The organism is Pseudomonas poae (assembly GCA_028869255.1).
GTDB classification, from domain to species: Bacteria; Pseudomonadota; Gammaproteobacteria; order Pseudomonadales; family Pseudomonadaceae; genus Aquipseudomonas; species Aquipseudomonas poae_C.
In genome coordinates this window covers 2,208,892-2,223,823 of sequence record CP110972.1, presented here as the reverse complement: position 1 = coordinate 2,223,823, position 14,932 = coordinate 2,208,892, and the positions used below count along the sequence as shown (strand labels likewise).

Annotated in this window: 11 protein-coding genes and 3 pseudogenes; 10 read left to right on the top strand and 4 right to left on the bottom strand. The window is 61.9% G+C overall.

The genetic code is table 11. The annotated features are described in order from the left end of the window. Positions 1 to 80: 80 nt before the first annotated feature. The 3 genes and pseudogenes from LRS56_10270 (at position 81) to LRS56_10260 (ending at position 4,020) form a co-directional block, all read left to right on the top strand. Positions 81 to 842 carry a PIG-L family deacetylase gene (locus LRS56_10270; protein ID WDU64812.1) on the top strand — a complete coding sequence of 254 codons (762 nt, stop codon included), beginning with the start codon at positions 81 to 83 and terminating at the stop codon, positions 840 to 842. Positions 843 to 1,099: 257 nt separating this feature from the next. Continuing rightward, positions 1,100 to 3,648, top strand: a pseudogene (locus LRS56_10265) (autotransporter outer membrane beta-barrel domain-containing protein). A gap of 261 nt (positions 3,649 to 3,909) precedes the next feature. Further along, positions 3,910 to 4,020, top strand: a pseudogene (locus tag LRS56_10260) (alpha/beta hydrolase). 36 nt (positions 4,021 to 4,056) lie between these two features. On the opposite strand, the gene LRS56_10255 reads toward LRS56_10260, so the two are convergent. Then, positions 4,057 to 5,454, bottom strand: coding sequence for an amino acid permease (locus tag LRS56_10255; GenBank protein WDU64811.1), 1,398 nt, complete (start codon positions 5,452 to 5,454; stop codon positions 4,057 to 4,059). 67 nt (positions 5,455 to 5,521) lie between these two features. Beyond that, entirely contained in the window at positions 5,522 to 6,556 is a 1,035-nt protein-coding gene (locus LRS56_10250) for a histone deacetylase family protein (GenBank protein ID WDU64810.1), read from the bottom strand. A gap of 121 nt (positions 6,557 to 6,677) precedes the next feature. On the opposite strand from LRS56_10250, the gene LRS56_10245 reads away from it, so the two are divergent. From LRS56_10245 to LRS56_10230, 4 genes are all read left to right on the top strand, one after another. Next, entirely contained in the window at positions 6,678 to 7,175 is a 498-nt protein-coding gene (locus tag LRS56_10245; protein ID WDU64809.1) for an Lrp/AsnC family transcriptional regulator, read from the top strand. A 56-nt stretch (positions 7,176 to 7,231) separates the two neighbouring features. Then, positions 7,232 to 8,080, top strand: coding sequence for a DUF5677 domain-containing protein (locus LRS56_10240; GenBank protein WDU64808.1), 849 nt, complete (start codon positions 7,232 to 7,234; stop codon positions 8,078 to 8,080). Between the two features lie 202 nt (positions 8,081 to 8,282). Next, positions 8,283 to 10,439: a TonB-dependent siderophore receptor gene (locus LRS56_10235; GenBank protein ID WDU64807.1), complete on the top strand. Its 2,157-nt coding sequence runs from the start codon at positions 8,283 to 8,285 to the stop codon at positions 10,437 to 10,439. Positions 10,440 to 11,420: 981 nt separating this feature from the next. Beyond that, the gene (locus tag LRS56_10230) at positions 11,421 to 12,113 is read left to right on the top strand and encodes a methyl-accepting chemotaxis protein (GenBank protein ID WDU65720.1); all 693 of its coding nucleotides are present in this window, start codon (positions 11,421 to 11,423) and stop codon (positions 12,111 to 12,113) included. A gap of 7 nt (positions 12,114 to 12,120) precedes the next feature. Here the strand turns inward: LRS56_10230 and LRS56_10225 are convergent, their stop codons facing one another. Continuing rightward, positions 12,121 to 13,014 (bottom strand): LysR family transcriptional regulator, encoded by an 894-nt coding sequence (locus LRS56_10225; protein ID WDU64806.1) that lies wholly within the window; start codon positions 13,012 to 13,014, stop codon positions 12,121 to 12,123. Between the two features lie 93 nt (positions 13,015 to 13,107). Between LRS56_10225 and LRS56_10220 the strand changes: the two genes are divergently transcribed. Genes LRS56_10220 through LRS56_10210 form a run of 3 tightly spaced genes read left to right on the top strand, consistent with a single transcriptional unit; the run spans position 13,108 to position 14,760 of the window. Then, positions 13,108 to 13,527 (top strand): cupin domain-containing protein, encoded by a 420-nt coding sequence (locus LRS56_10220; GenBank protein WDU64805.1) that lies wholly within the window; start codon positions 13,108 to 13,110, stop codon positions 13,525 to 13,527. After that, positions 13,524 to 14,360: an SDR family oxidoreductase gene (locus LRS56_10215; GenBank protein ID WDU64804.1), complete on the top strand. Its 837-nt coding sequence runs from the start codon at positions 13,524 to 13,526 to the stop codon at positions 14,358 to 14,360. Before LRS56_10220 ends, LRS56_10215 begins: the two co-directional genes overlap by 4 nt. A gap of 43 nt (positions 14,361 to 14,403) precedes the next feature. Continuing rightward, entirely contained in the window at positions 14,404 to 14,760 is a 357-nt protein-coding gene (locus LRS56_10210; GenBank protein WDU64803.1) for a VOC family protein, read from the top strand. Positions 14,761 to 14,774: 14 nt separating this feature from the next. Here LRS56_10210 and LRS56_10205 read toward each other — a convergent pair. Next, positions 14,775 to 14,909: pseudogene (locus LRS56_10205) on the bottom strand (RidA family protein). Positions 14,910 to 14,932: the final 23 nt, after the last annotated feature.

Sequence of the window (14,932 nt, the reverse complement as noted above, 5' to 3'; positions counted from 1 at the left end):
GGCGGAGTCTGTGGGGAATAAAAGAGAGTCGTCCCGTCAACGGGGCACGACCCGCATCAATCGACAAGGATGTGACACCCATGAAGCTTGCCTCCTTAAGCGAGGGCCGCCGTGGTCCTGCGCAAATCTGGAACAGTGCCCCGCAGTTGGCGCAGATCCCCCCTATCACGCCGGCCGCACTGGTCCCGTCTGGCGCACGGGTGGTGATCGTCGCCCCCCATCCCGGTGACGAGGTGCTGGCCTGCGGTGGTCTGCTGCAATTGCTCAGCACCCTGGAACACCCCCTGCAATTGATCTCCATCACCGACGGCAGCGCCAGCCATCCGGGCTCGCATGTATGGCCGGCCAGCCGCCTGAGCGTGGTGCGCCCCCAGGAAAGCGCCGAAGCCCTGCGCCGCCTGGGCATGCCGCTGCACAGCCTGAAGTGGATTCGCGGCGGCTTCTGCGATAACGCCCTCGCCGCACGCGAACCGCAGATGAGCCAATTTATCGCACGCTACCTGCAGCCGGGCGATGTGGTGTTTTCCACTTGGCGCCACGACGGCAATGACGACCACGACGCCGTCGGCCGGGCCAGCGCCCAAGCCTGCAACCTGGTGGGCGCGCAGCTGTATGAACTGCCGATCTGGGCCTGGCACTCGCCGGTACGCGACGGTGCGCTGATCCCCTGGCAACGTGCGCGCAAAGTACGGCTGGACTCCTGGAGCGTGGCCCGCAAGCTCCACGCCGTGCATGCGTATGCCAGCCAATTGGTCGGCGACCCGCAGATCGGCCTCGCGCCGATGCTGGCCCAGGTGCTGCTGGAGCGCATGCGCGAGCCTTACGAGATTGTACTGTCCTGAGGTTAGCCAGGCTTTCAACTGGTCTATACGTGTTATTTCTCACAGTAGCGACCTCCGCCGGGCGTGGTTATGGTGCTTCAAGCACTGCATGAGTTGAAGCGCAGTCGAGAAAGACATGCCAACCCTTTGCATTGGCCGGTGTTTTCGAACAGGTAACACGCTCTCCCTGATCCGTATCGCGCATCCCGTTGTCATGGTCTGGCCCCGCCCGCCGCAGCAGGCGCCGGGGCAACAATCCCCTCGAACGAGGTTGGATCATGCACACACGGATTCCACGCCAGTGCTACGTGAGCGTTGCCACGGCAATCGCTCTCAGCGTCTGGCCATTGCCGTCCCACGGGGCCTGTAACATCGCCCCCACCGCCGGCAATGACACCTTCACCTGTGACAGCGGCAGCAGCCCGGGTTTCAGTGACCTTGGGGGCAATAATCAGCTGCTGTTCCCCAGCGGCAACGGCTCCATTACCGGCAATGTCACCTTGGGAGCCGGTAATGACCTGCTGCAATTGGACGCAATGGCCGCGAGGCTCACTGGCTCAGTGAACATGGGGGATGGCGCCAATGTATTGCGGCTCAACAGCGGCACCGTCACCGGGGCGCTCAGCCAGGGGCGGGAGCGGATGCGGTGCAGATCAGCGGCGGCAACGCGGGGGCGATCAGCCAGGGTGCCGGTATCGACAGTTTTTCCATGAGCGCCGGTACGATTGCCGCGCTGGCCCAGGGCGACGGGCACGATCAGTTCTTGATGAGTGGCGGCACCATCACCGGCGCCTTCGAGGATGGCGATACCGCGCTGATGACGGGCGGCAGCATCGGCCGAGTGGACATGAAGCTGGATAACAACCTTTTCGACATGCGGGGCGGCACAATCATCGGCAACCTGGTCACCGGCTTTGCCAACGATACCGTGCGGGTGTCGGGCGCAAGCTTGATCGGCGGCAACCTCAGTACCAGCGGCGGTACTGACACGATTACCGTCACGGGCGGCACCGTCAACGGGCAGATCCTCGCCAGCACCGGCGCAGACACCTTCAGCTGGATCGGCGGCGGGAAAATCAATGCGCCGATTCTACTGGGCCCGGACAACGACATCGCCCTGCTGCAAAACCTTAACGAAACCCTGCTGGCCTCCACACCGCTGATCGATGGCGGCACCGGCACCGACACCCTGACCTTCGACAATTCCCAGACCAATACGCCGGGGCGCTACGCCCACTGGGAACGGGTGGCGCTGAGCAACAACGCCACCGTAACCCTGGGCGGCAGCTTCGTGCTCGGCGATGCGGGCACGGGGTCCGGCACGCTGGCGATCAATAACGGCAGCACCTTGCGAGTCACTTCCGGCCTCCTCCGCCCGTTCAGCAGTGGCCAGGCGGTTAACCTCAACAACAGCGGCCTGATCGACATGGCCACCGGCAGCACCCTCGCCACCGACACCCTGACGGTCAATGGCAATTACACCGGCAACACCGGGCTCCTGGCCCTGCAAAGCGTGCTGGGCAGCGACGACTCGCCCAGCGACAAACTGGTGGTCAGCCAGGGCACGCTCCAGGGCGCCACAGGGATCCGCATCAGCAACCTGGGCGGCGCGGGCGCGGCAACGTTGCAGGACGGTATCCAAGTGGTGCAGGCCAGCAACGGCGCCACCGGCAGCAGCAGTGCGTTCAGCCTGGCGGGGCGCGTGTCTGCCGGCGCGTTCGACTATTACCTGTTCAAGGGCGGCGTAACGGCCGGCACGGCGCAAAACTATTACCTGCGCTCCACGCTGCCTGTTGCGCCTGCGCCCCAGGTGATTGACCCGCCCGTGCCTGAGCCCGTCAGCGGCTCACCAGCGTTGCCGCCCAACCCCGACGTTTCCCCGCTCCCCCTTTACCGCCCCGAAGTACCGCTCTACACCGCGCTGTATCCGGCCGCGCAACAGATTGTGCAAGGCATGCTGGGGACGTATCACCAACGCATGGGTGAGCCCGGCACGCAACACTATAGCGGTACCTTGCCGACGGGCTGGGGCCGGGTGTATGGCAGCAGCCGCCGCCAGTCCTTCGCCGGCACGGTCAGCCCGACACTGGACAGCTCAATCACCGGCTTCCAAGTGGGCAGCGATGTGTACGCCAGTCGGCGCCAGCGCGGTGGTTTTTTTATCGGCCACAGCACCCTCAAAGGCGACGTCAAAGGCTTTAACGCTGGCCGGCAGAACCAGCACGCCGGCCGCACCACCTTGCGTGGCGACAGCCTGGGCGTGTACTGGACGCTGATCGGCACCCACCGCGCCTACCTCGACCTGGTGCTGATGGGCACCCGCTTCGATGGCAGCAGCCGGTCCGCCCCGGGCATCCAGTTGCAGACCCGTGGGCACAACCTGCTGGCCTCCGCCGAAGTCGGCTGGCCGTTTGCGCTGAGCCCACGCTGGGAGCTTGAGCCCCAGGCTCAATTGATCGTCGGTCGCACGCAACTCGATAGCCGCAATGACGGCATCGCGGACGTTGCCTTTACCGCCGACAGCAACCTCGTCACCCGTCTCGGCGTGCGACTGCGCGGCAGCTACCCGGTGCGCGGTTTGCCGTTGCAGCCTTATGTGCGGGCCGATGTGTGGCACGCCAAGGGCGGGACCAACACCGTGACGTTCAACGATGTGACCGCCATCGACACCGAGCAACGATCCACCACCCTGGGCCTGAACCTCGGCGCCAGGCTGCAGGTCGCCAACGGCGTAAATCTGTATGGCGAGGTGGGCTACATGCGCAACCTGGACAGCCACGCACTGAACGGCCGCGACGCAACGCTGGGCGTGCGTGTTGAGTTCTAGTTGTGTATCGCAATGTGTACGCAAGGCACCGCGATACACAGGCTTAAACCCGACGGGTTTCCAGGCACAGGCCAGATACAGCACGGCGTTCAACTGAGCCCCAGGCACCCTCAGTTCAAACCTCACGCCCTGTTCCTGGCCTTCACCGCGTTGCAGTTCGGCATCCTTGGCACAGCCAGCGCCGAAATGCCCGAGCCACCGGCAAATCCCGTGGCGGCGGCCAATCAGCCCTCGGCACGCTCAAGCATATCAAGGCCGGCCTACGCCAAGCGATTCACCGGCAAGTACGAATGCCGCCTGATCAGCGGCGGCATTGGCCACAACTTGCCGCAGGAAGCACCCGCGGCGTTCGCCAAGGCCGTGATCGACGCGGCCCCCCCCTGTGATCCGCATCGGGTGAGGCCGCGACTAGGTTTTCACCAGGCTGGCCCCGCGAAAGCGCGAGAATTGAAAGGCGATGCCCAGCCAGATAAACCAGGCGGGCATCACGCACAGTGCCAGCCGGGTATCCGGGCGCAGCGCCAGCAAGCCGAGCACAAAGGCCAGAAACGCCAGGGAAAACCAGGCCATCGGCACCCCGCCGGGCATCTTGTAGATGGATTTGGCATGCAGGTCCGGGCGCTTTTTGCGGTAGGCGATGTAGGACGCGAGGATGGTCGACCAGGTAAAAATCACCAGGATCGCCGAGACCGTCGACACAATGGTGAAAGCCGTCATCACCTCCGGCACCACAAACAGCAACACCAGCCCAAGCAGCATCAACAGCGTGGTAAACGCCAGGCTGATAAACGGCACGCTGCTGGTCGACAGGCGCCGGAATATGCCCGGCGCATCGCCCAGATCAGCCAGGCCGAACAACATGCGGCTGGCGGAAAACACCCCGCTGTTGGCCGACGACGCCGCCGACGTCAGCACCACGAAATTCACGATACCCGCCGCAGCCGGAAATCCCGCCACCAGGAACAACTCAACAAACGGGCTTTTGCTTGGCGACACCTGCTGCCACGACGTCACCGCGATGATGCACGCCAGGGCCAGCACATAGAACAGGATAATGCGCAGCGGAATCGAGTTGATCGCCTTGGGCAAGGTCTTCTCCGGCGCCCGTGTTTCAGCGGCTGCGGTGCCGATCAGCTCGGTGCCGGCAAAGGAAAAGATCGCCATCTGGAACCCGGCGAAGAACCCGAACAACCCGTTGGGAAACGCCGCCTGTTTATCCAGCAGATGGCTCAAGGAGGCGGTAACCCCGGTGGGCGAGACAAATGAACTGGCGATCAGCACCACGCTCACGCCGATCAAGGTCACCACGGCGATGATCTTGATAATCGCGAACCAGAACTCCACTTCGCCAAACAGCTTGACCGTCAGCACATTCAGCGCGAACAGCGTGAGCAACATGCCCACGGCGGGCATCCAGGCCGGCACATCGGGAAACCAGTACTGGAAAAACCCGCCGACCACCACCGCATCCCCCACCACCGCCACGCTCCAGCTCAGCCAGTACGACCAGCCCAGAAAGAACGCCGCGCGCGGCCCCAGGTACGCCCCGGCAAAGTCGGCAAAGCTCTTGAAGTTGAGGTTGGACAGCAGCAGCTCACCCATGGCGCGCATCACGAAATACACGAACAGGCCGATGATCATATAGATCAGGATGATCGAGGTACCGGAGAGCGCAATGATCTTGCCGGAGCCCATGAACAGGCCGGTTCCGATTGCACCGCCCATGGCCATCAGCTGGATATGGCGGTTGCTCAGGGTGCGTTGCAACGCAGGCTTTTCATAAAGCCCGGGCGTGGTTGTTTTCATCACAAAACCTCTTGTTATGTTTTTTGAGTTTTGGCAGAAAAAAGTTGAGCGTTGCTTGTTATGGGTATCAGGCGGTCTGGCTTTCAAAACCGTGCAGCACGTTGACGGCATTGATGCCGATCTCATCGACCATATAGCCGCCTTCCATCACAAACAGCGTCGGCACGCCCACGCCGGCGATGATCTCGCCCATGCCGAGGAAATCCTGGCTGTCGAGCAGAAAGTGGCTGATGGGGTCGTCCTTGAAGGTGTCCACGCCCAGGGAAATCACCAGCACCTCGGGGGCAAAAGCGCGCAGTTGGCGGCAGGCGTCGGTCAGCGCGGTTTGGTAGTGGGCCCAGGTGGTGTTTTTCGGCAACGGGTAGTTCAGGTTGAAGCCCTCCCCGGCACCGGCACCGCGCTCACTGCTGAAGCCGGAAAAATACGGATAGGACACCGACGGTTCGCCGTGCAGGGAGATGAACATCACATCCGGGCGGTCGTAGAAAATATTCTGCGTGCCGTTGCCATGGTGGAAATCCACGTCCAGTACCGCCACGCGCTTGGCGCCTTGGGTAATGGCCTGTTGCGCGGCAATCGCGGCATTGTTGAGGTAGCAATAGCCGCCCATGTACTCGCGAGCCGCGTGATGCCCCGGCGGCCGACACAGCGCGAAGGCACTGTTATGACCTTCATCGATCAGCGCCAGGCCGGTCAGGGCGATATCCGCACTGGTTTTCACCGCGTTCCAGGTGGTGCCGGTAATTGGCGAACCGGCGTCCATGGCATAGAAGCCCAGCTTGCCGTCGATGAAATCCGGTACCTGTTGATTGGCCAGGTCACGCACCGGCCACACCAGCGGCAGTGCGTCATGGCTGCGCCCGATGGCAGTCCACTCGGCCCAGGCGGTTTCGAGGAACGCCACGTAGCGCTCACTGTGGGCATTGACGTAACAGGCACGCTCAAAATGGCGCGGCACGATGATGTCGCCCAGGCCCACCTGCCGCACGCGATCACGCACGGTGTCGGCGCGACTCGGTTGCTCGAACGAGGGCTTGAGCACGCCGTCTTTCAGTTCGGTGCCATGGTGCAAACGGTGGTCATCACTAAAAACAGTCAGCATTTCTCTAGATCCGCCAGTAAAAGACAGGATCTATTTTGTTCTGGCAGCCCAGGGCTTTCTTTGCTTTTAGTTGCGACGCTGTTAGCTTTATCGGGCGTTTTTACCCCCGGGATAGCCGAACATGAAAAATAAAACCAAGCAGGTCGCACTTGACGACACTGATCTCGCCATCCTCGCCCTGCTGCAGGCAGACGCCAGCATTTCCAACGCGCAACTGAGCGAGCGCCTGTCCCTGAGCCTCACACCCTGCTGGCGGCGCCGCAAACGCCTGGAAGAAGAAGGTGTGATCAAGGACTACCAGGCCAACCTCGACCGCAAGATGCTCGGCCTGGATATCATGGCGTTTGTGCACGTGCGCTTCGCGATCCACACCGACCACGCGCCCGACGCCTTCGAGGCCGTGGTCAAGGAACTGCCCCAGGTGCTGTCGTGCCACAAGATCACGGGCGATGCGGACTACCTGCTGCAAGTGCTGGCGGAGGACCTGGACAGCTACAGCGAGTTCGTGGAAAGCGTGCTGCGGCGCCAATTGGGGATTGCGTCGATCCAGTCGAGCCTGGCGTTGCGGGAGGTGAAGGCGACGAGTCGGGTGGCGATTGCGACGCGCGATACTCGATGACATCACCCACCACTGCGCGGCGTTATACCGTTCGCATTCAACGTTAAGGACAACCGATGCAAAGCTACAACGAGGACCTCGCGTCCATCACCCAGTGCGTGATTGCCCTGCAGAAACTGGTGACGACACACAAAGAAATCGCTTATGGCAACCTGCCCTGCGCCAAACAAAAAATAGTCGTTCAACGCTATGCGCAGATCGTGGAAGAACTGACCCAACAGCTGTGTATCAGCCTGAAGTTGCGTGCGATATCGACCGCAGAATCACTCAACCGGGTGCTCATCGAACAGTCGGTGAACTTACTTTACGTCGCCCTGGATACCGATGGCAGCAAGCTCAAGGCATTGCTTGAAAACAGCATCATAGAGACGCGAAAGAGCGCCACGCGCTGGCTCAAGCACCTTGAATCCATCGGCCAGGAAAGCCCGGTTGCCCAGGCCAGGTTCGATAATGCGGTACGGATCAAGGCTGACTTTGAACAGCGCAATGGCCGGGCCGACGATTTCCCGAAAATCCGCGAGCGATTCGCAGCGGTGGGTTGGGAGGATTACTACTACATGTTTTACGCGCCGCTTTGCGACTCGGTGCACACCTACTCCGATGACATGCTGAACCTGGTCAACTTCGAGATCCATATGGCCGACGACGTGAACGCGCACGCCATGCGCGGGTTGATGGAGAGCGAACGCAGGCGGCTGACAATCTATCACTCGGCTGTATCCGTCAGCCTGTACGCGGAAAGCTTCGGCCGCATCTTCATGATGTCGGCAACGACCGACGTGATAGAGGCTATTCGCCTGGCGTTGAAGCCGGTGATTTCACTGGTGGAACGCCATGAATCCCACGACGCGGATAATCGTGAACGCGCAGACCTGGGCAACCTGTTCAAAGGCTACGAGATCTGAAACCCGCCGAGCAATACACCGCGTTAACGGGCCTTGCTCGGCCGCAATAGCGGCAATCTGCCTTCAACGAAGATGTGAAAAATTCGTTAACCAATTCTCCCCAAAGGCTTTTTTACGCGGACATACTCTGTCACACTGATGCGAATAATTATCAACATCTTTATTATTCGCTAGGGACGGCGTTTTGGGGAGAGTCCGCTCGATGTCTGCGCAACACTACGCCGCTAAAGGTTTTACGCCCAGCTTGATGGCTTTGGCTGTCTGTCTCGCCGCCTCACACGCGGCCTTCGCCGACGACGCGCCGGCCACCACCCTTGAATTGGGGGCCACGCAAATCTCCGGTGAAGGGCAACTGGCCGAAACCACTGAAGGCACGCAGTCCTACACCACCGGCTCGATGAAAACGGCGACCAAGCTGCCACTGACCCTGCGTGAAACCCCGCAGGCCGTCACGGTCATTACGCGCCAGCGTATGGATGACCAGGCGATGACCAGCATCAACGACGTGGTCAATGCCACGCCCGGGTTGTTTCTGAACTACTCCAACGGGCCTGGACGGCAGTCCTACACCTCGCGTGGGTTCGACATCGACAACCTCATGTATGACGGCATCCCCAGCGGCTATAACGGCGTTTCCGTGGGCGCCCAGCCGAACCTGGCGATGTTTGATCGGGTTGAGGTGGTGCGCGGCGCCACCGGCCTGGTCACTGGCGCGGGCAACCCTTCGGCCGCCATCAACCTGATCCGCAAACGGCCGCTGGATGAGCAGAAAGTCACCCTGACCGGCGCCGCCGGCAGTTGGGACGATTACCGTGGCGAGATCGACGCGTCCAGCCCGCTCAACGACAGCGGCACACTGCGGGGCCGAGTCGTCGCCTCGTATCGCGACGCCAACAGTTTCATCGATAAAGTCGAGGAAGATCACGGCCTGTTCTATGCCGTCACCGAAGCCGACCTGAGCGAGGACACCACCCTGACCCTCGGCTTTTCCAACCAGAAGGATAAAACCAACTACTTCTGGGGCGCCTCGATGATCGGCCAGGATGGCCATCACCTGAACCTGCCGCGCTCCTACAACCCAGGCACCCCCTGGGAGAACAAGGATCAGGAAATCAACACGGTGTTCGCCGAACTGCGCCAGCGCCTGGCCAACGACTGGAAGCTCCAGGTCAACGCCAACTACGCCCAGCAGGACGCGTTGTTCTCCGGTTCCTATCAGTCGCGCTGGGTCAACAACACACTGGCCCGCACGGTCTACCAGGCCGCCTACGATGAAAACCAGGCCGGCGTCGACGCCTTTGCCAGCGGGCCTTTCGAAGCGTTCGGGCGTAGCCATGAACTGGTCGTGGGGGCCAGCCGGCGCATCTATGACATGACCACCCACAACTACAGCCCGTACAACCTGAACTGGCCACTGACCGCGGGCAAACCGGACTTCGTCCATACCACCAACGACCGCGAAGTCACCACCCAGGACGGCGTCTACGTGACCACGCGCCTGAGCCTGGCCGACCCACTGAAGCTGATCCTCGGCGCCCGTCTGGACTGGTATGACTACGACGCCCATGGCAGCAACGACGGCGACTACCACGTCACCCGCAACCTCACCCGCTACGCAGGCTTGATCTACGAGCTGGACGAGCACCACTCGGTCTACGTCAGCTACAGCGACATCTTCACGCCGCAAACCGGCAAGGACACCTCCGGCACCCCGCTCAAGCCGATTGTCGGTAAGAACTATGAGGTCGGCATCAAGGGCGAATACCTGGGTGGCGCGCTGAATGCGAGCGTCGCGCTGTTCAACGTCGACCAGGAAAACCGTGCCGTGCAGGTGTTCGTGGCAAATTGCCCGCAGGCATCCTGCAATGAAGCTTCAGGCAAAATTCGCAGCCAGGGTATCGACTTCGAACTGCAAGGCGCGCTGACCGAGAACTGGCAGGTTGGCGGTGGCTACACCTACGCACGTACGCACACCATCAAGGATGACGCCAACCCACAGAACGTAAACAAGCAGTTCGACACCGACACCCCGGAGCAACTGTTCAAGCTGACCACCAGCTACCGCTTCCAGGGCCCGCTGGAAAAACTCCGCGTCGGTGGCAACGTCTCGTGGCAGAGCCGTATGTATAACGACGTCAAGCTGGCTGACGGCAGCACCTATCGCCTCAAACAGGGCGCTTACGCCGTGACCGACCTGATGGCCGGCTACCAGGTCAACCAGAACCTCGACCTGCAGCTCAACGCCAACAACATCTTCGACCGCCGTTACTACTCCGCGATTGCCAGCGACATCAGCTATGGCGGCGACTCCTACGGCAACCCGCGCAGCTTCGGCGTCACCGCAAAATACACCTTCTAACCCCGCCCCCCTGCGGCTACCCACCCGGGTAGCCGTTGCTAAAGTCCCCTGCCCCAACGCCGATAACCCATTGGCATTTCTGAATCTGCAAAAACCCGGATTTCTGCTTTGCTGTACCAGCGGGCCATCGTGGCACGCCGCATGCTTTGTTCCTGGCTCGCCCACATGGAGTAAGAGTGTATGCCCGCACGCGCACGTTTCCTGGAGCACTACCGCAAGGCCGACCGCATCATGCTGGCGTTGGTCTGGCTGATGTTCCTGTTCTCCCTCGGCCTGGCGTTCTGGCACGACACCTTGCTGCAAGCCGTGATTGTCGGCGGCGGCACCAGTGTGGTGCTGACCGCGCTGTATCGCGCATCAAGCGGAACCCGCTTGATGCGTTGCGCACTGGGCGCCGGCCTGATGGTCATGGCCGCGCTGCATATCAACCAGGCGCAGGGCGTGATCGAATCGCACTTCGGGATCTTCGCACTGCTGGCGGTGCTGACATTTTACCGGGACTGGCTGCCGATCCTGGTCGCGGCGCTGACCATCGCGCTGCACCACGTGGTGTTCCATGCGCTGCAGCATCAAGGGTTCCCGGTGTTTGTGATGGAACACCACGGCGGCTGGACCATGGTGTTCGTTCATGCCTTCTATGTAGTGATGGAAACCGTCGCCCTGCTCTACCTCGCCGTGCACAGCCAGGCCGAAGCCGTGGAAAGCCAGGAAATGCTCGAGAAGATGCTCGCCGTCACCTCGCAGTTCACCGTAGAAACCGCCCAGGGTGAGGGCAAGGTGCATGTGTCCCTCGCCAAGCGTTTCGACCACTTCCTGCAGCAGATCACCCACCTGATCGACGGTGTGGCCCGCGACTCCCATGGCCTCGGCCAACTCGGCCAGGAACTGGCCAGCGCCAGCGGCACCCTGGAAAAAGGTGCGCGGCATCAACTCGCCGAAATCAGCCAGATGACCGGCTCGATGCAGCGCATGGAAGACGCCATGGGCCACATCGCCGTGCACGTCGAACACGCGGTGGAGCACGCGGGCAAGGCCAGTCAACAAATCATCCGCGGCCAGGAAAGCGTTGGCCGCGCCCAACAAGAAATCAGCCAACTGGCCTCACGCCTCATCGGCACCAACCAGACCGTGGAAGGCCTGGCCGTACAAGCCGAGCAGATCGGCACCGTCATGGAAGTGATCAACAGCATCGCCAACCAGACCAACCTGCTGGCCCTCAACGCCGCCATCGAAGCCGCCCGCGCCGGCGAACAAGGCCGTGGCTTCGCCGTGGTCGCCGACGAAGTACGCAGCCTCGCGCAACGTACCGCCGTGTCCACCCAGGAAATCAAAACCATCATCGAAAGCTTGCAACACGGCAGCCGCCAAGCGGTTGAAGCCATGCACGACAGCCGCCAGGGCGTGGAGCGCTGCGTGGAAGACAGCCAAGTGGCAGTGGACATGCTGCGGGCGGTGGGCGCCGATATTCAGCAGATTGATCAGCTTAACGGGCATATCGTCAACACCACCCGTGAACAGACCTCGGCGAACCTGGAGATTGTGGGGCGGTTGCAGGCGGTGCAGAGCATTGCGCAGAGCACGGCAGACGATGTGGAAACCCTGGCAAGAAGCAGTGAGCAGTTGCCGCCGATTGCAGTGCGGTTGGATGCGTTGGGGAGGCGGTTTCATCAGTGAGCAACACTCACCCCCGATAACGCAACGCCTCCACCAACAACGCAAACGCCGGCGATGCCTGCCGCCGGCTGGGGTAGTAAAGATGAAAACCGGCAAACTGCGGCGACCAGTCTTCCAGCACTTGCACCAGGTGGCCGCTCTTGAGGTGAGGCGCGACCACGTCGTGGGGGATGTAACTCAACCCGAACCCGTCCAGCGCCGCCTCCAATAGTTGATAAACGCCGTTGTAGGTGACCTGGCCCGTCACGCGAACCTTGAGGGTTTCGTCACCCTTGGCGAACTCCCAGGCGTAGAGACCGCCATTGGTGGGCAGGCGCAGGTTATTGCATAAGTGCCCGGTCAACGCCCGGGGCGTATCGGGCGGTGTGCGCTGGGCAAAATAGGCGGGCGAGCCGACCACCGCCATCCGCATGTCCGGCCCGATGCGTGTGGCAATCATGCCCTCGGCCACGTCTTCACCCAGCCGCACACCGGCATCGAAACCTTGCGCGGCGATGTCGACAAAACCGTAGTCGCAACACACTTCCACCGAGATGTCGGGGTACTTGGGAAGGAATGTCTTCAGCACCGGCCGGATGATCTGGTCCAGGGCATGGTCCATGGCGTTGATGCGGATCGTGCCGGAGGGCGTGTCGCGCAGATCGCTCAGGCCCGCCAACTCGAACTCGATGTGCTCAAAGTGCGGCCCTACCCGATTGACCAAACGTTCACCCGCTTCGGTAGGCGAAACACTGCGCGTGGTACGCGTCAGCAAGCGCAGGCCAAGACGCGCCTCCAACCCGCGAATCGTGTGGCTGAGTGCCGACTGTGAAACGCCCAGCCGCGCCGCCGCCTTGGTGAAACTTCGCTCCTTGGCGACGGCGAGGAAGGCAAGCAGATCGCTGGCGTTTTCCCTAAGCATTGATGAGCTACCCACATAAGTATTATCGGATTTTAGCCGCTAATTACATCAATGCGCAGCTGGTAGATTAATCGCCATCAAGAGGAGAACGCCATGCTCATCATCAACCCCAACGGTTCACAGCCCTCGGCCAGCGGGCCGGCGGATTATTTCACCGGCACCGTGCGTGTCGACGCGCCCTTCAAGGGGACCGATGACGCACGTGTCAGCGGCGCCACCGTAACGTTCGAACCCGGCGCCCGCACGGCCTGGCATAGCCATCCTCTGGGCCAGACGCTGATCGTCACCGCAGGATCGGGCCTGGTCCAGGAGCTGGGGCAGCCGGTACGCGCCATCAACCCCGGCGACACGGTGTGGATTGCGCCCAACGTCAAACATTGGCACGGCGCGACCGCCACCACCGCCATGACGCATATCGCGATTGCCGAAGTGCTCGACGGCAAGGTGGTGGACTGGATGGAACAGGTCAGCGATGAGCAATTTTCCTACGAACCCCACACGAGGTCGGCATGAAAAATACGCGTAACGTCACCGTCGTGATTGGCGCCGGTTCGATCGGCCAGGCCATTGCGCGTCGCGTCAGTGCAGGCAAGCACGTGGTGCTGGCGGACCTGCGCCTGGAACAGGCAGAAGCCGCCGCCAAGGTGCTACGGGATGCCGGTTTTGAGGTGACCACAACCAGCGTCGACGTGGCGTCTCGCGCATCGGTCGAAGCCTTGGTGCACACCGCCACCGCCCTCGGTGAGATCACCGGTGTGATCCACGCCGCCGGGGTTTCCCCCTCTCAGGCGCCGGTGGCGACTATTCTGCGGGTCGACCTCTACGGCACCGCCCTGGTGCTGGAGGCATTCGGTAACGTGATCGCCGAAGGCGGTGCTGCAGTCGTCATCGCCTCGCAATCCGGTCACCGCCTGCCTGCGCTGTCGGCTGCCGAGAACACAGCATTGGCCAGCACCCCCACCGAAGAGCTGCTGGCCCTGCCGATGCTGCAGGCCGACAAGGTGCTGGACCCGCTCCACGCCTATCAGCTCTCCAAACGCGGCAATTCGCTACGGGTGATGGCCGAGGCGGTGCGCTGGGGCAAGCGCGGCGCGAGGGTCAACACCATCAGCCCCGGCATTATCTTCACCCCGCTGGCCAGGGATGAATTGAGCGGGCCACGCGGTGAAGGCTATCGACGCATGATCGAATTGAGCGCCGCCGGCCGAGGCGGCACACCGGATGAAGTGGGCGCCGTCGCGGCATTGCTGATGGGGCCGGAGGGCACGTTTATTACCGGCAGCGATTTCCTCATGGATGGCGGGGTTACCGCAGCGTATTGGTATGGCGACCTGGCGGCCGGATGATGCGTTACACTCGCCGCCTTCAACATCCGCCAGGAAGGCAAGCATGAGTGTTCGCGGTAAAGACCGGCAAATCGACAATATCGAATTCAATGTGGGCGACATTACCCGCAGCAAAGCCTTCTACGGCGGCGCATTCGGCTGGACCTTCGTCGACTACGGCCCCACCTACACCGAGTTCAGCGATGGCCGGCTGACCGGTGGCTTCACCACCGGCGAGCCGGTCCGACCGGGCGGACCTTTGATCATTTTGTACGCGGAACATCTCGCCGACACACAACAACGGCTTCAAGCCCTGGGCGCTGTGATCACCCGTGAGACGTTCGCATTTCCGGGTGGAAGCCGGTTTCACTTCACTGACCCGGACGGTTATGAACTGGCCGTCTGGACCGCGCACGAATAGGCCGGCCCCTCCCCTCACTCCCCAGTAGCTTGCGGCAGCTTGGCGATCACCTTGATCTCGAACTGGTAACCGTACAGCCACGTCACACCGACGCCGGTCAGCGTCGGGTGTGGCACGTTGCCCCAGAACTCGGGCAACCATACCGCTTTATGTGCCCTTGCGCCGAACCGGC